Genomic DNA, 21,862 nt, shown 5'->3' with positions numbered 1-21,862 from the left:
CCGACACCGTGACACGTGCCGGTACGGGCACCTGACGGCGCTCCACTCTCTTCTTCGCCGAAGGGAAAATGCGCGGATTCGCCCCGGTTCACGTTGTTCCGGAGCGTTCGTATGAACGTCAGCGCGGTCACCACGCTGTCTCGACTGCCGGTACCGATGGAACGTCGAAGGCCGCCGCTGCGGGCAGCGGCGGCCTTCGACGTATTGCCCGTGGTGAGTCCAGGCGGTTCGAGACGCCGTCCCCGCCCTCCTGGCAGCGGCCGACTCAGGTATTCCGACCGGCGCTGCTGGCTCGCCATTCCAGCGCCTGCGGCACTTCGTTGAACTCGACGACGTGCTCGCCCGCGTAGCGGGTCAGAGCGTCCCGCACCTGGCTGGGCGTCACGTAGAAGAACTCCTTCCTGCTGTTGACCCGGTTGACGCGGCGCGACGCGAATTCCTGGTGCAGGCGCGTCTCCAGGCCGACCGCGTCCTTGCTGAAGATGAGGGCGTGCACGTCGAAGCGGAACGGGACCGCGGCCCCGCTCAGTTCGTAGACGCGTTCCAGAGGTTCGAGCCGTCGGGTCATGCCGATCTTCACGATGCGGTCCCCGAAGGCCCCCACGTTCGAGATCACGTAGACGTACCCGGTGCGCACGTTGGCCGCGCGGGTCTCCACGTCGTTCAGCGCGCTCTCGATGTCCGCGAGTGGCTTCGTTCACGAGAATGGGCAGCAGATGTTCACCACTTCGGGAGGCGCCACAGCACACCGGGGAGTCGCTTGCCGCCGTCAGAGACGGCGGCTGGCACTTGCCCGCGCTGCGTTGATGCTCCACGACGGTGACAGGTGCCGTTCCCACGGCGGACGAGAAAACACGTTGGCTGGCTGCCGCCGAACTGCGACGATGCGCTGTTTCCCAGGTGGAGGACATTTGTTCGTTTTCGTGTGTGCGGGATGCGGCGCCGAGTTGACCACCCCGCTGTCCCAGGTCTCCCTGCCAGTCCACGCCCGTCAGAAGTACGGGAACGGGGCCCAGCTTCCGGTGCTCATGGAGTCCGGGACGTTTGCCGTGGACCCAGCCCCCTGGGGAGGGCCGTGGCGGATGTGGGACGAGATCGATCCGGGCGAGGCGGAGGCACGCGGCATCTACGCGCCGGTCCACGCCCTGTCCGACAGCACACCCGGGGCGAGTGTCATCGCGCCCGGCGATATCCGCGGAACCCGGCTGATCCCCGAGAAGCGCGGCGGTGCCTGCTGCGGCCTCGACGGAGCCGACGGACCCAACATGGCCTGCGAGGCATGCGACCTGCCAGTGGCGACCAGGGTCGACGACTGCTCGCTCTGGCAGGCGGTGCGGCTCAGCTCGGACGCCGTCCACCGCGTCCCCGTTGACGGTATCCACGTCGCGCTCCTCTCCTGGGCGGAGCTGGCAGAGAAGGGGGGGAAGACGCCCCCGTTCGAGCCGATTGCCACGTGGGGAGGACGGTTGGGGGCGAACCACTACTGGTCGTGGAGCCCGCAGTGGGAGGCGGCAGCCGGCCAGGCGCTCGCCCACCTGTTGGTTGCCTCCCAAGGGCAGACGGTGAAGGTCCCGGGCGGTCTGACCGCGGACGTGTTCCAACGCGCGCTCGACGCGCTGCTGCCGGCAGGCCCCCCGAAGCGGCGCGCCGTCCTGTCCGGACCGGGACAGCCCTCCCCGGACGCGGACGTCGACATCCTTCTCGTACCGGTCCATCCCCAGACAGGTCGGACCTGGACTCCCGCCAGCCCGACTGCGTCGGCACACCCGGTGCCCCTACCGCTGGGGGTGTGGCTGTGGCTGGTCTCTCCCCAGCCGTACATGCCGGTTCCCGCGTCAGGCCGCATACCCCAAGACGTCCTCCGCGACGACCCGCTCCCGCCGCGTCCCAACTACCTTTTCCGGGCCGACCGGGGAACGTTCCAGGACACCTTGGTCCGGCTACCAACCGTGCGCAGCCCGTGGCTGCGCACAATCCTCGAGAACCTCACGCAGGGCACCTCGGCCGACCTCTTCTAGCCGTCTGGCAATCGAACAGCGCCAGACTCTCGTGCCTCCCAAAGTGGTCGACATCTGCTGTCCAATCTCGTGAACAAAGCCACCGCCCGCTTGGTCGGGGCGCCCACCGGGTCAAGGGGTCCGGGTCGGCATGGCGGGCCGTCCGCGCCGGTGTTCGGCGCGAAGGCCCGCTGTCGCCGGGCGAACAGAGCGATCGCGGCCAGGTGTGGCAGTGCTTCTGGAGCGGTGCCGGGGAGTGCGGGGAAGGCGTAAGTCCAGGCGCCCGTCCTCAGCAGTCGGTGCACCGTGTGTCGGGCCGGCCCTCTTCTCGACGGGCCATCCCTGGTAACGGCACGGGCGAGCGCGAGGCAGATTCTGACCATTCGGTCGTCTGCAAGCGTGTCGGTGGTGGGCGCGGTCTCGACCCCCGCCAGGTGCGCCGCCACGGCACCGAGAGCCAGCGACCGTTCCGCCGGGGTGCGAAGGGATTCGGCGTGACGCCATGCCAAGCCGGTGTCACCCTCCACGGCGGCGAGCAGGGCGACTTCCGCTTTGGAATCGGGCCCAGGCCGGAGCGAACAGCGCCATCGATCAACGGCGGCTTCGGCGGTCTCGTCGGAGAGGTAGCCGAGCCGTCCGAGCAGGGCGAGGATGGTCATCGACGGTGCATGCTGCGGAGCGGACGAGCCGGTCACCTCCCGTACTGCTCGGTGCAAGGCATCCCGCAGGCGCGGGCCGGACTGTCGTACGCCCGGTGCTGCGAGGAGCAGGGTCGCCAGCTCCGGAAGGACTCGAAACGGGCCGGTCCGGTTCGGCGCCGCGATCCGACGGGCCAGTTTCGCGGCGAGACCTTCGGTGAGCCATAACGCCTCCTCGGGCCGGTGCCGGGCGAGCCCGACGGCGGCAGCCGCCTCTGCCTGTCGCCTCTGCGCGCTGGTACCACCGGTGTCCAGAGCAGTAGTCACGCTTTCGGCGCCGGCGTACGCGAGGGCTTGCGTCACCCGGGCGGCCAGGAAGGGACCGGCCTCGTCCGGGAGCAGTTCCTTCGCCGCGTTGGCGTACTCAGCCCCCGCGTTGTCGTGCCCGCCGAGGGAGCAGCCGAGCGAGAGAGCTGCAAAGTGCCCTGCCTGCTCGGCCGGCTCGGTCAACTCCGCCACCAGTGCGGTGGCGTCGCCGAATCTGCCAACCGTACCGAGGGCCTGGCAGAGATCTGCGGACCAGAGCTCTGGGTCGCAGGGACCGTCGGCAGCGGCCGGAACCTGCGAGCGTGGCGCCTTCCGCAGCGCCGCGTCCAGTAGTTCCCAGCTCTCCTTCCGGCTGTCGGGGAGGCTCTCCGTGCCGAGGCGGTCTTCCGCCTCCTGGAGCAGGAGAAGGTACGGGGGAGCGATCTGCCGATCGTCGGCGGAGGCGGGCAGATCCCAGGTCCTGCGGTGAGCGCGAGCGCGTCTAGGGGCCGGAGGAAGCTGGACGCGCGGCTCCGGGGATGCCTCGGAGGCCGGCAACTGCGCGCTTCGTTTTCCGGCCTTCCGTTCGGCCTGAGCATTCTTGTATTGGTTGTTCCGGTTTTCCCTCTTCCGCCGCTCCGCTGCACGCTGCTTCTTGTCCCGCTCCGCCTCCTTTGCCGCCTGCTCCCGCTCCTTCTGGACCAGGACCTTGTCGGCCTCGTCGACGATCCACCGGGCGCGTTCCGTGAGATCCCCGAGTGCACTGACACGCAGGGACGCCGACAGGGAATCCAGTTGTCGCCCGAAGCCGCGAAGGTCCGCTCTCGTTGCCTTGGTGTCATTCAAGGCTTGCGCGAGGTGGGCCAGGACTCCCTTCAGTTCACGGTGCAGGTGAGCCTGGTCCTCCTCCGACACCGACTCGGTCTCCGTGCCGGCTCGAGGCTCGACGGTGCGGGCTGTCCGAGCCAGGGCCTCTCGTGCCGGGGCGGCTGCCTTCTTCGGCCTCGCGGCGGGAAGCAGCGCGAGCGCCGAAGCTGCCGCTGCCAGTACGTCCACCGCCCCCAGCCCGTCGTCCGGATCCAGTCCGGCGTAGATGTCCTGGATCCGGTCGCCCGCGAACTGGCCGAACACGGGCATCGCCCGTGCCAGTGCGCCCCAGAGATCCACCGAAGCCGCCCGTGCGCGCGTGTCGCCGGCGCTCAGCCTCTCCGCACGCTCGACCAGTAGTGACGCGAAGTCGAAGTCGCGGAACTCGTCCAGCAGCCTGATGGCTCCGTCGAGTTCACTGGTCCCCGCACCGGGGTTGCGGACCACGGCCAGGAGTAGCGGCCGCGCGGTGCCTGGACCGGTGACTTTGCCGATCTCGCGCGCGGCGGACAAGAGTCTGGTGAAGACGTTGGACTGCGGGTAGGCCGCGGGGGAGTCGTGATCGGCTCGGTTCCAGGACAAACAGGCGACCGCCTCCCGGACCACGGCATCCACGCTCGGATGTCTCGCATGGGCCAACTCGACTGCCAGTTCGGCAAGATGCACCGCGCGAGCGGTGGGCGTGGGGGCGGAAAGGGCCAGCCCGCGAGCCCGTGCGGTGTCCCCCAGGCGAGCCATGAGCGCGGGCGCGCCGTCGGGAACCTCACCGGATTCCCGGCGCACCAGGTCCCGTGCCGCCGCCAGGGCCACCAGCGTCGCCGGATCGCCGAGGGTGACTCCGAACGAATCCTCGAACGAGCTGAGTTGATCCAGGGCGGCACCCGCCCCGGCCGTCATGCAGAGCCTGTGCAGCCGGGCGGGATCGAGGACGTACTCCGTGCGCGCCGTGTCGTCCGAGAACAGCCCCCGCGGAATCGCCAACGGGAACGACGGTGTTGCTGCCGGCCAGCCGGCGTCCCGCCAACTCCGGGCCCAGGTAAGCAGTGAGCGGAGGTACTGGGCGGTACCGGTGTCCCCCAGACTCTCCCGCGTGGCGCGTTCGAGCTGGGGATCGGCCAGCCGGTACGTCCCGGCGACCGGGTCGTCCAGCACCAGGGCACGCCCCGCCGGCCCCTGGATCAGTCGGTCCAGCCGGTCGGCGGACACTACGGCCAGCTCCGCCAGGTCCGCCGTACGCAGACCACCGCCCGAGACCGCCAGCAGCCCGGCCACCGGCATCCCTAACTCGGCTGGATCAGGGACAGGTTGCCTGATATGGACAGCCTCCGCAACGGGGCCGAGGAGGTGCCGGTACGCGACTTCTCGCAGCGGATGGCCGAGCGGCAGGTCGTCGGGAGGGCGCAACCCGCTCCGTAGCGATACGACGACGCGCATGCCCCGGGGCAGGGAAGCCGGGAGCAACCCGGCGATGCTTTCGGCGGCGCGGCCGGGCCACGCCTTGTCGTCGTCCAGTGCGTCGACCACGAGCAGGAGGGACCGCTTGCTCTGCCTGCTCTTCGCGGCGGCCCGACCGAAAAGACGGTCCCACTCGGCAGCCTCACGAGGAGCGTCCCCCAGGTGCCCACCGAGAAATTTCCCTATTTGCTGTGCCATTTCTTTCTTGAACGCGGCCAGAGTGTCTGTGTGGTGGGTCGGGGCGACGAAGTAGGCCAGGATGTCGACGTTTGCCGGCCGGTGGCGCAGCACGTAGTCCGCGAGCAGCGATGTCTTCCCCACAGGGGCATCCGCGTACCAGCACAGATATGTCGGCGCTCCGGCATCGGAGTCCCGCACGAAGGCGTCCATGACCGCACGCTCGTTGGCGCGGTCCCGGGAAGGGGCGGCGGGTAAGTCGTGAGCCGGCCGGTGCACACCAAGATCCGGCCGGTGCGCCTGGTTGGCCGCGCCCTCCTGCTGAGCGGCGCGCAGGGCCTGCTCCCACTGGGTATCCGCAGGGCCCGGATCGTTCGCTGTCCGTCGCAGCACCCATACGGCGAACCAGAAGTCGTGCTCGCGGCCGGGGTCCGGTGCCGATTTCCCGTCCCGCCAGGTCCGTAGGGTGCCGAGAGGGACTCCGGTTGCCCGTGACGCCTGCCTGAGACCAAGCCTGGAGCATTTGAGCAAGCAGGTCAGCATCCTGCCCAGCTCGGCTCGTGCAGGTTTCTCCGTCTCGGTCACCGCTCGTGTCCCCCCAACTCTGCCGACCGATGGCCGAACCGTCGTGTATCTGCCTCTGGACCTGCGGAAATCGCCTTTCGGCCCCCGGCGCCGCTCGCCGCACAGAGGCCGTTTCTCCGATGCTGAGCCCCTGACCGCACCAGCCGACAACCGGCCCTCAGTGAAGGATGGCACGTGTCCGAGATCCCTCATCTGCTATTCAGAAGCGCCCTGTTGACCGGCTACGCCGCCCTGCTCTACGCGTGCGGCCTGGTTTTCATCGCCCTCGTCTCCGTCCTCGCGCCCAGCCCGGAACGGCGCAAGGACGCCCGCGCGACCCTCGGCATCCTTGTGCGACGGCGAGCGCGGTGAGGGGGAGCGGGCGGGGCCGCGGCATTGGCCCGTACTCCGAGGCGGGGAACCTTGCATCAGCCCCCTCAACGCGACGCGGTCCGGGTTAGAGGCAACCCGAGCCGGATCGTTTCGGGTTAGAGGCAACCCGACACGATCCGGGAATGACTGGAGCCGATTCTGCCGAACGCCTGCGGCAGAGTGCCGGTGGCTGTCAGTGTTCTTGGAACGGCCCGCCCCTGCGGCCGTGTGGACGCCCCCTGCTCTGACGGGCAGGGCGCGAGGCGTCGATGCGGAGGTGGATATGGGCAGGTTCGTGTGGGAATGGCTGCGACGACGGGGAGGCGATCTGGTTCTCATCCTGATCGCCGCAGTGGTCGGAGGGGTGATCAATCACTTCTTCTAGGTGGCCGTTCTTGGCGCAGACTGTGCGCCAAGAACGGCCGGTCCCAGCCAGGTCGGTTCCCGTTTCGCGGACACGGAACGGGAACCACTCGCCGCCTCGCCGGCATGCCGGCGAGGCGGCGGCCGAGACCACCGATGGATCGGCAGTTTCCGAGTGTATGGCGTTCATACATGCGGCTTCCGGTAGGCGGATGAGCTGTAGGCAGGCGATTCCCGGCCGAGGCCCGGGCATGCCATCGTCCCGCGCAAGTGGGAGTGTCCCGGCGACTCGATCAGGCACGATTCCGGAATCGCCTTTCTCCCCGCGTGCGTGGGGGTGTTACCTCCCGGACGGAAACCGATCCGCCTCCGGGTTCGCTGCTCACGCGCCCAAGGACGGTGGTGGAGAAGAATGCCCGACGACCCGTTCCCCCCTTCCGGCCCAGCACCCCGTCCCTTCGTCTGGGACCCCCGGTATTCTCCCTGCGTTCCCACCGTCACTCTCGACGGCCATTCCGCTTATCACTCCCTCTGCGCCCTCCTACGGCAGGCCGACGAACTGTCCGCGGTCGACTGTTCGTCCCCCGGCGAGGGGGTGGCCGTGATCGAGTACCTGCTGGCGATCTGCTTCGCCGCCGGCGTTTGCCCGGCCTCCGACGAGGAGTGGCGCGACTGGATCGACACCGGCCGGGATCTCTCGTCCGCCGCCGAGTGGCTGGACGGCAGCCCCGACGACTCCTGGAACTTGTTCCACCACAGTTCCCCCCTGGCCCAGAGCAGCAGGCTGGCCAACGACTTCGCCGAAAACAGCACCGGAACAGCTCAGTTGGTCATCGAGCACGCCGGCGACTACAACCAGCACTTCGACCACCACCACCTCGAACGGCCCAATCCACTCCCTGCCGCCGAAGCCTTCCGCGCCGTGCTGACCCAGCACGCCTACGGCCCCTACGGGCGGGCCCGAATGTCAGGGAAGCGGCTCGGCGCCAAGGTGACCAACCTCGGCGCCGGCAGGCTCACGGGCCGTATCCGGGTCGTGGCCCTGGGCCGGACGCTCGGCGAGACCCTGCGCCTGAACCTCTATCCACCCAACGGCCCGACGGGCTCGCTCAACACCTCTTGGACCACGCCGGACGGATTCCATCGACGGTGCTTCGAGGGCGCGGTGACACCCCGCGCCCCGCACGGCCCGGCGGACCTGCACAGCACACTGGGGCGTTCGGTCCTCCTGCGTCCCGCAGCCGGACCGCACGGGCAGACCATGGTCGACCGGGTGCTGATCGGCGCCGGTGAAGTCCTCGCTCTCGACCCGGAAAGCCACCTCCAGGACGCCGTCTTCAGCACCACCATGAGCGGGGTACGCAAGCCGCTGTGGCCGTCGCCCACCAGGGCGCTCTGGCAAGAGGCCCACGCTCTCTACAGCGCCGTCCGGGACGACCGCACGGGGCTGTACGCCCGGCTCCGGTCCCTCCGGCCTCGACGCGGTGGCGCTGGAGCGCCGTATCAGCTGTGGGCCGTAGGGCTGCTAGCGAACAAGACGCTCCCGGTCATCTGGACGCACGGCTCCTACCCCTACGCCCCGCACATGGAAAGGCACCTCCACCATGCCTCTTACCGGGGGTCCGTGCTGGCCGAGTACCTGGCGTGGTCGCTCAAAGAAGCGGCCCTCGTGGCGGCCGAGACGGCATTCCCGGCCATGCGGGTGGCGGACGAGGCGAGCCAAGTGGCAAGGCTCGATGCCCGCCACATGTTCTGGCCCGCCGCCGAAGACCCCTTTCACGAAATGCTGGACGAGGTGATCGACCGGGGACCGGAGGACGACGACCCGGTCTCCGAGCCGTGCATCGCCTACGCGGCCTTCCTCCTGGCCACCGCTCGCGCCCAATTGCTCAGGCGCCTGGACGGGCTGCCTCTCAGCGACCGCAACAACCTCGCGCGGGCCCTCGCCGTGCGGCGCTTCGAGAATCTCGTCACTGCCGGAAAGGCGCCCGCCGAACTCCGAGGAGAGACCGCCTGTGACTGAACTTCCGGTCCCGACCGGGCCCGAGCACGTGCGGCCCCCGTTCCCGCACGACAGCGCGGGTCTTACCGCCTGGCTGGCGGCTCTCGTCCGCAACCGCGAATACGGCACCCTGGCCGAACTGCGCCGGGCTCGGGGCGGGACCAGCGCCCACATCCGGGCCGGCTGGTACGGAGGAGACGATCATCGCGAGCTGTTCGAGCGGATGGCGTTCCTCTTCGCCGTCTACCACCAGGGCCGTTCCGTTCCGTCGTACGGCGGAGGCAGCCTGGGTGCAGCGGCCCGCCGGATCGGGGACGGGACCGGGCGCGGGCCGGACAATCCCGGCGCCCAGCGACTGCTGGACAGGGTCGTCGCCAGCCGCCGCATCCCCTGGCGGCACCTCCAGCACGCGGTCGTCCGCCTCCGGTCCTGCGAACAACCGCCGCCTTCCTGGACCGGTTTGACCGAGGACTTGATCAAGTGGAACGACCGCCGGGAGCGCGTCACGTACCGCTGGTCGGTCGAGTTCCACATGCCCGCGTCGATAGCCCGGGGCGCGGTACACGAATCGGCTCCCAGGCCCGAAGCCGACTCCCAAAAGGAACCGAACACCCGGAAGGACTCCACCTCGTGACCGAGCCACCCCGCAGCAGGGGCCAGTTCCTCTCCCTTCATCTCATCGAGACCTTGGCCGCCGTCCTGCCGGTCCGCGACGAGAACGGCCAACCGAAGACGCTGGTCTTCGGCGGCGTGGAGCGGCACATGATCACCAGCCAGGCTCGTCGGCGTGCCGAGCGGGTCCACGCCCGCGACCGCGCCAACGCGGGCCGCGGGGCCCTCGGCGGACGCAGCATGGGGGTCCGTACCCGCGAATGGGCGCTGTTGACCGGCCGTGAGCTGGAGTCCGCGCACGGATGGAACCGCGAGCACGCCGTCGCCGTCGTTCGTGCGGTCATGGAGGGGTGCGGCCTCAAGTTCGGCGACCCGCAGAAGAAGACGGTCGCCAACCTGACGAAGGTGCTCGTCTTCGCGCCTTCGGACACGGCGGCACGGATCGCGGATCACGTTGCCGCCCACGAGGCCGCGGTCGAGGAGTGGTACGCCGAGTACGTCGAAGCGCTGGCCCGCGCCGAATCGGCGAAGAAGGCCCGCCGTGCCGCTTCCAAGAAGAAGGCCGACGTCACGGAACCCGAAGCGCCGGCCGAGAGCGTGGCGACCGAGCCCGTGGCTCCGCCGCCGCCCCTGCCGAAGGCCACCCGCGACGCTGTTCTGCTCGCCCTGGCCCCCCGCGACGCAGTGGACATCGCTCTCTACGGCCGTTTCCTCGCCGAGATCCCCGACTCTCCGAACGTCGACGGCGCGGTTCAGACCGGCCATGCCTTCACCGTGCACGAATCCGAACAGATCGAGGACTTCTACGCGGCGGCGGACGACGCCAAGCTCGACCGTAAACGCAACGCCCTCAGCTTCCTCGACGCCGCCGACGACGCGGGCGCCGGCATGACCGGCTACCAATCCCTCATCTCCGGCACTTTCTACCGGCACGCCGTCCTCGACCGCGTCCAGCTCCGGATCAATTTGCGGGTGGCCGGGATGACGGAGGAGGAAGCTGAGCAGACCGCTTCCGAGGCCGAACAGGAGTTTGTGAACTCGTTCGTGGAGGCATTCCCGGCAGCGAAGAAGAACTCGACCGCCTCCACCGGTTCCCTGCCCGTACTAGTCCTCGCGTTCGAGGGCGAACGCCCGTACAACTACGCGTCCGCGTTCCAGCGGCCGGTCGACGAAGTGGCCGAAGGTCCGGCGGGCCCCGTCGCCGTGAGCAGGCTGCTGCGCCACCACGTCTTCGTCAGCGGCCGTCGCGACGATCTCCGTGCGGCGAAGCTCCTCACTTACGACCCCGAAATCGACTGCCTACTCATGGAGTTGGGGCTTCCGGAATCCCTCGGCACGGTGACGCGAGCCGTGGAACTCACCTCGTGACCGACCCCTATGTTCTGCTCGTCCGGCTGGCTGGCCCTCTCCAGTCCTGGGGGCTGGCCGGCCGGTTCGCCCACCGCGACACCCACAGCCGGCCCACCAAATCGGGGGTGATCGGCCTCTGCGCGGCGGCCCTCGGCCTGGATCGCGAGGAACCGCTCGGAGAACTCGCCGAGGTCCGCTACGGCGTTCGCGCCGACCGTCCCGGAGTCCGTGTCCGCGACTACCACACCGTCGGCGGCGGCACTTTTCCGCTACGCCCGCGTGATCTCCTGACCGACCACCAGCGTGCCGCGAAGGCCACCGCAGCGGTTGCTGAGCCACCCGACGTCTTCGGCCGCGTCGACCTGGCGGCCTGGTACGGCTCCCCCAAGTACGTCACCGCCGACCCGGCGTCCGGCGCCCTCGTCTCCAAGGAAGCCCGCCGCCACGCTTTGATCACCGAGCGCTGGTACCTCTCCGACGCCGCGTTCCTGGTCGGCCTGGAACATGAGGACTCGGCCCTCCTGGAGCGGGTCGCCTACGCCTTGGAGCATCCGAAGCGCCTGCTCTGGCTGGGCCGCAAGGCTTGCCCGCCGACCGGCGACCTCGCCCTCGGCATCGTGCCAGGGACGCTGCGGGACGCGTTCGAGTCGTCTGCCCTGCTCCCCGACGCGACCAGCCCGCAGGGGGCCACGGGTACGCGTCCCTGGGCGTGGATAGAGAGCCCTCGCCCACTGACCGGCGCCGGTCTGCCGGACCAGCCCGTCCGCTTCGACGCGGACGGCGGCGTCCACAGCCTCCGCTGGGAAACCCGTCACCGCATCACGATCACCCCGAGCGCCCCCGGATGGGACATCATCCTGTGAACACCACTCCAGCTGCCTCTTTTTCGACCCCGGCACCCGCACCGGGCCCGGCCAGATTCGTGGCCACCCAGACCTTGCTGACCCTGGATGCCCGGCACCCGTTCGCCGCCAAGTCGCTCATCGACGCCCAAGACATGCACCGGACGGTGATGAGTGGCTTCCCCGGCTGGGTGGACGACGGCAGCCTCGACCCCCGGGCCCAGATGGGTGTCCTGTCCACATGGACCGTCGACCTCCGTCGGGCACGGCTCAACCTGGTGGTGCAGTCATCGGTCCCCGCCGACTGGAGCGGCCTTCCACGGCCGGCCTTGGTCGAGCCTCCGCACACCCTCACTTTGGACCGCACTTTCCGGCCCGGCGACCGGGTCGACTTCCGTACGATCGTCAACCCGGTCCGCACGCTGCCGCCGCCGCCCGGCTCCCCGCCGAAGACCCGCGGTACCCGGGTCCCGCACACCCGCCCGGAGCACGTGAAGCGTTGGTTCACCCGCCGCCTGCAACCGCTCGGCCATCCTCCGACCGCTTCGGACGGGGTCGTACGCATCGGCGCTGACACGGACCTGGAAAGGCTCGCTGTGCGTATGTTGCCGCAGGTCTCCAGCCCGGCCCCGCACAAGGGCCTGCGCATCGCCCGAGCGGAGCTCAAGGGCACCCTCACCATCACCGACCCCACCGCCCTCGTCACCGCCCTCAACCAGGGCATCGGCCACGCCAGGGCGTACAGCTGCGGGCTACTGCTGGTGCGGTGAATCAACCCTGTCAGCGACAGGGGAAACGCGAACCTTCAGGAGCCGCTCTGGGCGCAGTCCCCCCGAACAACCACTGCTGTCGGTTTCGCGTGCCCCAGGGTCACATGGCGGCGACCGTCCTGCTCATGCTCGGTGTCTCCGACGCGGTCGGCGACGCGATCCCGGGCTGGGAGCCCGGCAAGTCCGCCAGGATGCGCCGCCGCTACCAGCACCTCACGAACCGCGTGCTCATCGACGCCGCCGACAAGATCGGTGGCTCCTCTGGCCGCTCCCGGTGGAGCCGCCCATCGCCTGACGCGGTAACTGCCACCCTCAACGTCGTAGGGCCCCGCTGCAAGCAGCGGGGCCCTACGACGTATTGCCCGGTGAGAGCAATGGCGGAGGATACGAGATTCGAACTCGTGAGGGGTTGCCCCCAACACGCTTTCCAAGCGTGCGCCCTAGGCCACTAGGCGAATCCTCCGGGGCAAACAATACAAGACTCTGGGGAGTGCTCGCGAACTCGTTCCCCGGGGCCGGGATCGGGTACTGTGTGCGGAGCCCCTCACGTGGCGCTATCTGACTGAACTCCCCCAGGGCCGGAAGGCAGCAAGGGTAGGTTGGCTCTGGCGGGTGCGTGGGGGGCGCTTGCGTTGGGGGTGGTCTTACGGGCGCGATGTCCGAGGGGGCCGATATCGTCGTAGGTGTGTCGTCCCTTGCGCTGTACCGCCGTTATCGCCCCGAGTCGTTCGCCGAGGTCATCGGGCAGGAGCATGTCACTGACCCGTTGCAGCAGGCCCTGCGGAACAACCGGGTCAACCATGCGTACCTGTTCAGCGGGCCGCGCGGCTGTGGGAAGACGACCAGCGCGCGCATCCTCGCGCGCTGTCTGAACTGCGAGCAGGGGCCCACGCCGACGCCGTGCGGGGAGTGCCAGTCCTGTCGCGACCTCGCCAGGAACGGTCCGGGGTCGATCGACGTCATCGAGATCGACGCGGCTTCGCACGGTGGCGTGGACGACGCCCGTGATCTGCGGGAGAAGGCGTTCTTCGGGCCGGCGAGCAGTCGTTACAAGATCTACATCATCGACGAGGCGCACATGGTCACCTCGGCGGGGTTCAACGCCCTGCTGAAGGTCGTCGAGGAGCCGCCGGAGCATCTCAAGTTCATCTTCGCGACGACCGAGCCGGAGAAGGTCATCGGCACGATCCGGTCGCGTACGCACCACTATCCGTTCCGGCTCGTTCCGCCGGGGACGCTGCGCGACTACCTCGCGGAGGTGTGCGAGAAGGAGGGGACGCCGATCGCGGACGGGGTGCTGCCCCTGGTCGTCCGGGCCGGCGCCGGGTCCGTGCGTGACTCGATGTCCGTGATGGACCAATTGCTCGCCAGTACGGCCGGTGACGGTGTGACGTACGCCATGGCGACGGCGCTCCTCGGGTATACGGACGGCTCGCTGCTGGACGCGGTGGTGGACGCCTTCGCGGCGGGGGACGGGGGCGCGGCGTTCGAGATCGTGGATCAGGTGATCGAGGGCGGGAACGATCCCCGGCGGTTCGTCGCCGACCTCCTGGAGCGGCTGCGTGACCTGGTCATCCTGGCCGCCGTACCCGACGCGGGGGAGAAGGGGCTGCTCGACGCCCCCACCGATGTCGTCGAGCGGATGAGCGCCCAGGCGTCGGTGTTCGGCGCGGCCGAGCTGAGCCGCGCGGCCGATCTCGTCAACACCGGGCTCACGGAGATGCGCGGTGCCACCTCGCCCCGGCTCCAGCTGGAGCTGATCTGCGCGCGCGTGCTGCTGCCCGCCGCCTTCGACGACGAGCGGTCCGTCCAGGCGCGGCTCGACCGGCTGGAGCGGGGTGCGGCGGCGAGCGCCGCGACCGCCGGGGCCGCGTTCTCGGCCGGGGGCCCCGCCCCCGCCATGGGGTACGTGCCGGAGCCCGGCGCGCACGCTTCCGCGCCGCCGCCGACCGCGCCCTCCCTGACGGCGGGACCGGCCGAGGCGGCGCGGGCGGCCCAGGCGGCGCAGGCCGCCGCTCAGGCCGCCGCTGCCGCCGGGGCCCCGCCCGCCGAGGCTCCTCCCGCCACCGCGCCCCCCGCTTCCCCTTCTCCTGCACCCGCCCCGCAGGCCCCCGCCCCGCAGGCCCCCGCCCCCGCCCCGTCCGCCGAGCCCCAGCGGCCCGGTGCGTGGCCCGGTGCCACGGCGCCGGGCGAAGGCGGACGGCGCCCCGGCGGCTGGCCCACCGCTTCGGCGCCCGGACAGGGGCAGGCCCCCGCCGCGCCGAGCGGGCCGCCCGCCGCCGCCCCGGCCCCCGGACCGTCCGCGCCGCCGCCCGGCGCCGCTCCCGGTCCCGCCGCACCGAGCCCGGCGATGGCGCAGGGCGCCGGGCAGGTACGGAACATGTGGCCCGACATCCTGGAGGCCGTGAAGAACCGCCGGCGCTTCACCTGGATTCTGCTCAGCCAGAACGCGCAGGTGGCGGGGTTCGACGGCACGACGCTCCAACTGGGCTTCATCAACGCCGGCGCCCGGGACAACTTCATGAGCAGCGGCAGTGAGGCGGTGCTCAAGCAGGCGCTCGCCGAGCAGTTCCACGTGCAGTGGAAGGTCGAGGCCATCGTCGACCCGTCGGGCGGCGTCGCACCGCCCCCGGCCGCCGGTGGCGGCGGTGGCGGGGGCTACGGAGGCGGTTACGGGGCGCCTTCCGGCTCCGGAGGCGCGGGCGGCGGTTACGGCGGCGCTCCCGGCGCCCCCGCCACCTCCGGCGCGCCTGGCGGCAACGGTGGTTACGGCGGCCGCCCCTCCGCCCCCCAGCCGGGCCAGGGGCCGGGTGGTCCGGGCTCCGGTCATTTCTCCCCGTCCGGCGGCGCCTCCGGCCAGGGCTCCGCGTCCTCCGGCTCCGGCGGCGGGTCCGGACCGTCCGCCGGGACCGGCGGGCATGGCCCGTCGGCGGGCCGCTCCGAGGGGGCGCGGTCGGACCACGGGCCGAGCCGGTCCGCCCCACCGCACCACTCGGTGGCGCCGGAGGACGACATTCCGGAGGAGGACGATCCGGATCTCGTGGACTCCGCGCTCTCCGGCCACGACCTGATCGTCCGCGAGCTGGGAGCGACCGTGGTGGAGGAATATACGAACGAGTAGCGGGGCGCTGTTCGGCTTCCCCTCCAAGGCCCGCAGCCGGAGCGGTGACCCGTCCGGGCTAGGCTGCCTCCCGTGAAGGTCCTTGTCATCGGCGGCGGCGCCCGCGAACACGCCCTGTGCCGCTCTCTGTCCCTCGACCCCCAGGTCACCGCTCTGCACTGCGCTCCCGGCAACGCCGGCATCGCCGAGGTGGCCGAGCTGCACCCGGTGGACGCGCTGGACGGCGCGGCCGTGGCCCGCCTCGCCACCGAGCTGGGGGCCGGCCTCGTCGTCGTCGGCCCGGAAGCGCCGCTGGTGGCGGGGGTCGCCGACGCCGTACGCGAAGCCGGCATCCCCTGCTTCGGCCCGTCCCGGGAGGCGGCCGAGCTGGAGGGCTCCAAGGCGTTCGCCAAGGACGTGATGGCGTCGGCCAACGTCCCGACGGCCCGCAGCTACGTCTGCACCACCCCCGACCAGGTCGACGGTGCCCTCGACGCCTTCGGTCCGCCGTACGTCGTCAAGGACGACGGACTCGCCGCGGGCAAGGGCGTCGTCGTGACCTCCGACCTCGCCGCCGCCCGCGCGCACGCCCTCGCCTGCGGTCGCGTCGTGATCGAGGAGTTCCTCGACGGCCCCGAGGTCTCCCTCTTCGCCATCACCGACGGCGAGACCGTCGTCCCGCTCCAGCCCGCCCAGGACTTCAAGCGCGCGCTCGACGGTGACGAGGGCCCCAACACCGGCGGCATGGGCGCGTACTCCCCGCTCCCGTGGGCGGACCCCAAGCTGGTCGACGAGGTCATGGAGAGCGTCCTCCAGCCCACCGTCGACGAACTGCGCCGGCGCGGCACGCCCTTCTCCGGGCTGCTGTACGCGGGGCTCGCGATCACCGGCCGAGGCGTACGGGTCATCGAGTTCAACGCCCGCTTCGGCGACCCGGAGACCCAGGTGGTCCTGGCCCGGCTCAGGACCCCGCTGGCCGGTGTCCTGCTGGCCGCAGCCGAGGGCGACCTCGCGGCCCTGCCCCCGCTGAACTGGCGCGACGACGCCGCCGTCACCGTGGTCGTCGCCTCGCACAACTACCCGGACACTCCCCGCACCGGAGATCCCGTCGAGGGGCTGGCGGATGTCGCGGCGCAGGATGCCCCCGACGCGTACGTCCTGCACGCCGGCACCCGGCTGGACGGCGATACGGTCGTCAGCGCGGGCGGCCGGGTGCTGTCGGTGACGGCGACCGGCGAGGACCTGACGCGGGCCCGCGAGCGCGCGTACACGGCGCTGGACCGGATCCGGCTGGCGGGCTCCCAGCACCGTACGGACATCGCCCGCGCGGCGGCGGAGGCCGCGCGGGACTGAGCGGGACCGAGGCGCGGGACTGAGCGGGACCGAGGCGCGGGACTGAGCGGGACCGAGGCGCGGGACCGATCGGGACCGAGGCGGTGGCAACGCGCGGGACCGACCGCCGGGTGCCGAACGGGCCGCGACCAGGCCCGAACAGGCCGCGGCCAGGCCCGAACAGGCCGGAAGCGGCCGCACCTCGCCGAAGCGGTGGAACCGATCCGATTCCGGGCCGGGCGATCAACGCCCGGCCCGCAGTCGTATCCGGAGTACCCGCGTTCGTCCCCGGAGTACCCGTAGTCGCCCCCGGAGCACCGCAGTCGTACCCGTACGAGGACCCTTACCCGTACCCATACCCATACCCATACCCATACCCGGACACGGGCCCGGACGCGGCCCCTTGAATCCGGAGCCACCGAGCGCCGTCACGTCAGCAGCTTTGACCAGAGCCATTCCATCGAGTGACGAATAGGCCATCTGGATGACGGGTCTCCGGGGCCCAACTAGGGTGCGGCGCAAGCGTTCCGGCACTTGGCCCACCGGCATTGCGATGTCAGTGACGGGTGCCACAGTGGGGGAGTGAGCAACGCGGCCGCACGGCAGAGGGGGTGAGGTCCACCATGTCCGATTCCGGAATGGGTGAGGGGATGGGCGCGCGGGGCGCCCGTGTCCGGGCACTCGCTGTGCTGCGTGTGCGCAGCAGGGCGCTGGCCCTGGCGCTGCTCCCCACGGCCGCCGCCGTGGTGCTGCTCGTCGGCGCGGGTACGGGACATCTGCGGGGCCCGGGATGGGACGCGGCGCGCTGGGGTGTGACGGCCCTCGCGGTGGTCGTGCTGCTGCTGACCGCCGCCGTGGCCGCCGTGATCGCGCGGGCGAGGCCGGCGCTCAGTCCCACCGTGCCGGTGGCCGAGAAGGCCGCCCCCGATCTCTACCGGCTGGTCCGTGACCTCGCGGAGCGGCTCGATGTCCCCGCGCCCTCCGCGATAGCGCTGACGCCGGACTGCGACAGCTGGCTGGAGGACCGTACGCATGCCGCGCACGGGAAGCCGCACGCGCTGTCGGGCCGTGGCCGGGACAGGCGCTGGGGCCGGGCTGGGAGCAGGGGCCGGAGCGTGGGCGTGGAGCCGGGGCGGAGTGGTGCCGCCGCTCCCGTGCTCGTCATCGGTTCGCCCTTCCTGTGGTGGATGCGCGTCGCCGAGCTGCGCGCCGTGCTCGCCCCTGTCGTCGCCGGTACGGGGGCGGCCGCGCACCCGGACATAGCCGCGGCCCGTCGCTTCGTACGGGGTCTCGACGCGGCGGTCGCGGTCACGGCGCGTCCCGGCGCCGGACCGATACGTCGCGTGGCCCTCGCCCTGCCGGAGCGCCTTGCCCGCGTCCTGCTGCACGCGTGCGGCGAGCATGCCGCGCTGATGGAGCGCGGGGTCGCGACGGCCGCTTCCGAGCGTGCGCAGGCGGTGGACTACGGCCTGCGGATCGTCGCCCAGGAGCAGGTGGGGCTGGCGTACGCGGGCTGGGACCGGCTGCTGACGCGGGTCGCGCTGCCCGCCTGGCGCATGGGCCGCTGGCCCTCGCGGCTGGACGCCGGTGTGGTCTCCGCCCTGACCGAGCTGTCGCGCCGCGACCGGCTCGCCGAGGGCTTCACCTCCCGGCTCGGCGAGCGCCCCGCCTGCGATCTGCTCGAAGAACCCGGCGCGGTGGACGAGGCGGCCTCCCTGCTCGCCGCCCGCCTCTTCCACGGCGGTCCGGCAGACGCCGGACCCGACTGGTCCCCGGTGGACTGGCAGCAGTATCCGGAAGAGGTCGTCGACCGTAAGTGGCGTACGGAAGCGGCCAGGCTGCACCGCGTCCTGGACGGGTTGGGGGTACGGCCCTCCGCCCGGCCCACCCGGCCCACCCGGCCCACCGGCTCGACCGGGTCGACCGCCTCCACCGGGCCCGGTGAGGCCACTGGGGCCGACGGCTCTGTCGGGCCGGTCGGGTCCTTCGCGTCCTTCGGGTCCGCGGAGGCTTTGGAGTCCGTCCCCGACCCGGGTCCCAACCTGGCCCGCGTCATGGACCACCTCGCCGGGCCCCGGGGCGGTGGCGGTGAGGTCGGCGCCGCGCTGGCCGCCGGCATCAGCGCCGAGCTGGCCCGGGAGGAGGCATCGGCCCCGCCGACCCCGGCCGAGGCCGCAGGCGACTCCCTCGCGCTCTGGGGCACCGACCCGCTGCCCCTTTTCCCGCTCCAGCCGCCGCGTACCGGCCGTGAGCTGCTCGCCGACCATGTGACGGCCATGGTCTGCTGCTCCGCCGTCGACACGGCCGGCGCCGCCCCCGGCCTCGACTGGCTGGACGGCCCGGCCCTTCTGATCGACGGCGAACGCCGCGCGGAGCTGCCCGGCCGCGTGCTCAGCCTGGTCGAGGACGGGGACCCCGAGCCGCTGCGTTCCTGGCTGGCGGCGCTGGGGGTCCGGGCGGACAAGCCCGTACGGCTCGTCTGACCCCGCCCGCGCCCCTCTGCTGACCCCGCCCGCACCTTCCTGCGGCGACCCCGCCCGCGCCCCTCTGCTGCGCCCGCCCGCACCTTCCTGCGGCGACCCCGCCCGCACCCTTCTGATCCGCCCCCGCCCGCAGCTTCCTGCCGCATCCCGCCCGCACTCCCGCCCGCACTCTTCTGCTGCCGAGCAGGCATCCAAGTCGTGCGGTACGGAGCACAATTGACGCCCAGCCGGACGGCGCGGCCCCGGCGGCGCGTGGAACGCCGATGGCGCGTGGACCGGCGGCGGCGCGTGGACCGGCGATGGCGCGTGGACCGGCGGCGGCGCGTGGACCGGCGATGGCGCCCCGCCCCGGCGGTTACGCCGACATGGCCTGCTCGCCGCCCCCGACCTCTTCCTCCGCGCAGGCGGTGGCGAGGTCGTCCAGGGACAGGTGCAGCGCGTGGGCCAGGGCCGCCACGGTGAAGAAGGCCGGGGTCGGGGCGCGCCCGGTCTCGATCTTGCGGAGCGTCTCGGCGGACACCCCGGCGGTCGCCGCCACGTCGACCATGCTGCGGTCACCGCGGGCCTGGCGGAGCAGGGCCCCGAAGTGCTCTCCGCGTTGCCGCTCTTGCGGACTCAAAGGAACTCTGACCATGCCAGCGATACTAATACCGGTATAAGTATTGGATGGTGCCGCACTGCGAGGGGCCGCGACGCCAACCCCTGTGCCCCCTTCGCGTCCCCTTCGTGCCCTCTCCGCGCCCCTCCCGCGTCCCCTCCCCGCGCCCCCCTCCTCGCCCTGTCCCCCTCGTGCCCCAAAGATGTGAATCCCACCACATCTGACCGCACTTGACCCCCTTCGCAGCCGCCTCACCGCGCCAAATCCCGTCGCGCATCCGGATCGATGTCTTCCATTTACTTCAATTCGCGACGAACGGTGACGGATCACGTGCGTTGTGTGATGTGCTGGAGATCGCGCTGCCGTCAGGCCGCGCCGGGTGCGGCCGCACGGTCGTCATACCGGCGCGTCGGCGCGCGGAACGACGCTTGTAACAACCATCCGTGCCACCTGCGGGCGCGCGGGCTCGGAGGAGGGGCGCACCATGGGGGCGGACCAGATCCGGCGGTGGGAATCGGGCGCTCTCGCGCACGCGGTGAGCGACCCCTTCGGCCAGGGGCCACTGCCCTGGCTGCGGGGCAGTGAGAACTACTTCGACGACACGGGCCAACTCGTGCCCTGGTACGCCGACCCGACCCTGAGCGCCGGGCGCAGCGGCGGTCCGCGTACCGCCGATGACGTGCGCCGGCAGATCAAGGGCTTCTCCTCCAGCGGCGCCGTCGCGCCCGGCGAGGCGATCGACTTCCACATCACCGTCGATCCGCCCCAGGAGTTCTCCGTCGACATCTACCGGATCGGCCACTACGGCGGCGAGGGCGCCCGCAAGATCAGCACCGGGCCCCGGATCTCCGGCATCGTCCAGCCCCCGCCGCTCTCCGCCGACCGTACGATCTCGTGCCACAACTGGTGGCAGTCCTGGCGGCTCCAGATCCCGGAACACTGGGCGCTCGGCGCGCACGTGGCCGTCCTCACCACGGCCGACGGCTACCGCTCGCACGTCCCCTTCACCATCCGCGACGGCCGTCCCGCCGATCTGCTTCTGCTGCTCCCCGACATCACCTGGCAGGCGTACAACCTCTACCCGGAGGACGGTCACACCGGCGCCAGCCTCTACCACGCCTGGGACGAGCAGGGCCGGCTCCTCGGTGAGCAGGACGCCGCGACGACGGTCTCCTTCGACCGCCCGTACGCGGGCGCCGGCCTGCCCCTCCACGTCGGCCACGCCTACGACTTCATCCGCTGGGCCGAGCGCTACGGATACGACCTGGCCTACGCCGACGCCCGCGACCTGCACGCGGGCCGCGTCGACCCCACCCGCTACCGCGGCCTGATCTTCCCCGGCCACGACGAGTACTGGTCCGTCCCCATGCGCCGTACGGTCGAGCAGGCACGCGACCAGGGCACCTCACTGGTCTTCCTGTCCGCCAACACCATGTACTGGCAGATCGAGTTGGGGCCGGCGGCCTCCGGCGTTCCCGACCGGCTCCTCACCTGCCGCAAACACCGCGCTCCGGCCCGTACGCCGGGGCGTACGGGAGGACGCGGCGCGGGCCGGTCCACCGGCCGCGCCTCCTCGCGCCCCGCCCTCTGGCGTGAAGTGGACAGGCCCGAGCAGGAGTTGATCGGCATCCAGTACGCGGGCCGGGTCCCCGAGCCGTACCCGATGGTCGTACGGAACGTGGACCACTGGCTCTGGGAAGCCGCCGGCGTCGCCGAGGGCGACGAGATCGAAGGGCTGGTCGCGGGGGAGGCGGACCGTTACTTCCCGCGCGTCGCCCTGCCCGAGCACCAGGACCGCATCCTGCTCGCGCACTCCCCGTACCGCGACAGCGAGAACGTCCGGCGCCATCAGGAGACCTCCCTCTACCGCGCTCCCTCCGGCGCCCTCGTCTTCGCCTCGGGCACCTTCGCCTGGTCGCCCGCGCTGGACCGCCCCGGCCATGTCGACTCCCGTATCCAGCGCGCGACCGCCAACCTCCTGGACCGGATCTGCAAGCGGGACTGAGCCCGCGTCCGGGCCCGCGGGCCCGCGGG

14 protein-coding genes, 1 tRNA gene, 1 other RNA gene and 1 pseudogene are annotated in these 21,862 nt (G+C 71.4%); 13 read left to right on the top strand and 4 right to left on the bottom strand.

The annotated features are described in order from the left end of the window. Nucleotides 1–265 precede the first annotated feature (265 nt). Nucleotides 266–658: a GIY-YIG nuclease family protein gene (locus ACFY6S_RS18025; protein WP_388817678.1), complete on the bottom strand. Its 393-nt coding sequence runs from the start codon at nucleotides 656–658 to the stop codon at nucleotides 266–268. Between the two features lie 253 nt (nucleotides 659–911). Between ACFY6S_RS18025 and ACFY6S_RS18020 the strand changes: the two genes are divergently transcribed. Then, a complete protein-coding gene (locus tag ACFY6S_RS18020) occupies nucleotides 912–2,018 on the top strand; it encodes a hypothetical protein (RefSeq protein WP_388817675.1) in 1,107 nt (368 codons plus the stop codon). Here the strand turns inward: ACFY6S_RS18020 and ACFY6S_RS18015 are convergent. Continuing rightward, entirely contained in the window at nucleotides 2,015–5,653 is a 3,639-nt protein-coding gene (locus ACFY6S_RS18015) for a hypothetical protein (RefSeq protein WP_388817672.1), read from the bottom strand. The two genes, ACFY6S_RS18020 and ACFY6S_RS18015, sit on opposite strands and share 4 nt — an antisense overlap. 546 nt (nucleotides 5,654–6,199) lie before the next feature. Here ACFY6S_RS18015 and ACFY6S_RS18010 point away from each other — a divergent pair. The 7 genes and pseudogenes from ACFY6S_RS18010 to ACFY6S_RS17980 all read left to right on the top strand — a co-directional run. Then, nucleotides 6,200–6,376 (top strand): hypothetical protein, encoded by a 177-nt coding sequence (locus ACFY6S_RS18010; protein WP_388817669.1) that lies wholly within the window; start codon nucleotides 6,200–6,202, stop codon nucleotides 6,374–6,376. A 775-nt stretch (nucleotides 6,377–7,151) separates the two neighbouring features. Continuing rightward, on the top strand, nucleotides 7,152–8,762 hold the full coding sequence (locus tag ACFY6S_RS18005; protein ID WP_388817666.1) for a type I-E CRISPR-associated protein Cse1/CasA: 1,611 nt from the start codon (nucleotides 7,152–7,154) through the stop codon (nucleotides 8,760–8,762). Then, entirely contained in the window at nucleotides 8,755–9,375 is a 621-nt protein-coding gene (casB, locus tag ACFY6S_RS18000; protein ID WP_388817663.1) for a type I-E CRISPR-associated protein Cse2/CasB, read from the top strand. The genes ACFY6S_RS18005 and casB overlap by 8 nt, the downstream gene beginning before the upstream one ends. Beyond that, nucleotides 9,372–10,721 (top strand): type I-E CRISPR-associated protein Cas7/Cse4/CasC, encoded by a 1,350-nt coding sequence (locus ACFY6S_RS17995; RefSeq protein WP_388817660.1) that lies wholly within the window; start codon nucleotides 9,372–9,374, stop codon nucleotides 10,719–10,721. The genes casB and ACFY6S_RS17995 overlap by 4 nt, the downstream gene beginning before the upstream one ends. Continuing rightward, nucleotides 10,718–11,566: a type I-E CRISPR-associated protein Cas5/CasD gene (cas5e, locus tag ACFY6S_RS17990; RefSeq protein WP_388817656.1), complete on the top strand. Its 849-nt coding sequence runs from the start codon at nucleotides 10,718–10,720 to the stop codon at nucleotides 11,564–11,566. The genes ACFY6S_RS17995 and cas5e overlap by 4 nt, the downstream gene beginning before the upstream one ends. A gap of 59 nt (nucleotides 11,567–11,625) precedes the next feature. Beyond that, nucleotides 11,626–12,315 carry a type I-E CRISPR-associated protein Cas6/Cse3/CasE gene (locus tag ACFY6S_RS17985; RefSeq protein ID WP_388817653.1) on the top strand — a complete coding sequence of 230 codons (690 nt, stop codon included), beginning with the start codon at nucleotides 11,626–11,628 and terminating at the stop codon, nucleotides 12,313–12,315. Between the two features lie 101 nt (nucleotides 12,316–12,416). Further along, nucleotides 12,417–12,572 (top strand): annotated as a pseudogene (locus tag ACFY6S_RS17980) (site-specific integrase); the annotation flags it as partial. 118 nt (nucleotides 12,573–12,690) lie between these two features. Here ACFY6S_RS17980 and ACFY6S_RS17975 read toward each other — a convergent pair. Then, nucleotides 12,691–12,778: transfer RNA gene (locus ACFY6S_RS17975), tRNA-Ser, on the bottom strand. Between the two features lie 72 nt (nucleotides 12,779–12,850). Here ACFY6S_RS17975 and ffs point away from each other — a divergent pair. The 4 genes from ffs to ACFY6S_RS17955 all read left to right on the top strand — a co-directional run bounded on the left by ffs (nucleotide 12,851) and on the right by ACFY6S_RS17955 (nucleotide 19,230). After that, an RNA gene (ffs, locus tag ACFY6S_RS17970) (signal recognition particle sRNA small type) lies at nucleotides 12,851–12,949 on the top strand. A gap of 51 nt (nucleotides 12,950–13,000) precedes the next feature. Then, complete coding sequence (locus tag ACFY6S_RS17965; RefSeq protein WP_388817650.1) at nucleotides 13,001–15,436, top strand: DNA polymerase III subunit gamma and tau; 2,436 nt, start codon at nucleotides 13,001–13,003, stop codon at nucleotides 15,434–15,436. 72 nt (nucleotides 15,437–15,508) lie between these two features. Next, nucleotides 15,509–16,768, top strand: coding sequence for a phosphoribosylamine--glycine ligase (gene purD / locus ACFY6S_RS17960; RefSeq protein ID WP_388817647.1), 1,260 nt, complete (start codon nucleotides 15,509–15,511; stop codon nucleotides 16,766–16,768). A gap of 602 nt (nucleotides 16,769–17,370) precedes the next feature. Further along, nucleotides 17,371–19,230 carry a hypothetical protein gene (locus ACFY6S_RS17955; RefSeq protein ID WP_388817645.1) on the top strand — a complete coding sequence of 620 codons (1,860 nt, stop codon included), beginning with the start codon at nucleotides 17,371–17,373 and terminating at the stop codon, nucleotides 19,228–19,230. Nucleotides 19,231–19,585: 355 nt separating this feature from the next. Here ACFY6S_RS17955 and ACFY6S_RS17950 read toward each other — a convergent pair whose 3' ends face one another. Further along, nucleotides 19,586–19,864 carry a helix-turn-helix domain-containing protein gene (locus tag ACFY6S_RS17950; protein ID WP_388817642.1) on the bottom strand — a complete coding sequence of 93 codons (279 nt, stop codon included), beginning with the start codon at nucleotides 19,862–19,864 and terminating at the stop codon, nucleotides 19,586–19,588. A 448-nt stretch (nucleotides 19,865–20,312) separates the two neighbouring features. On the opposite strand from ACFY6S_RS17950, the gene ACFY6S_RS17945 reads away from it, so the two are divergent. Further along, on the top strand, nucleotides 20,313–21,833 hold the full coding sequence (locus ACFY6S_RS17945; RefSeq protein ID WP_388817639.1) for a N,N-dimethylformamidase beta subunit family domain-containing protein: 1,521 nt from the start codon (nucleotides 20,313–20,315) through the stop codon (nucleotides 21,831–21,833). The last annotated feature ends 29 nt before the right edge of the window (nucleotides 21,834–21,862 follow it).

Source organism: Streptomyces sp. NPDC012835 (assembly GCF_042900885.1).
Lineage (GTDB): Bacteria > Actinomycetota > Actinomycetes > Streptomycetales > Streptomycetaceae > Streptomyces.
The sequence above is the reverse complement of the archived record's forward strand: the minus strand, read 5'-3'. Positions and strand labels throughout refer to the sequence as shown.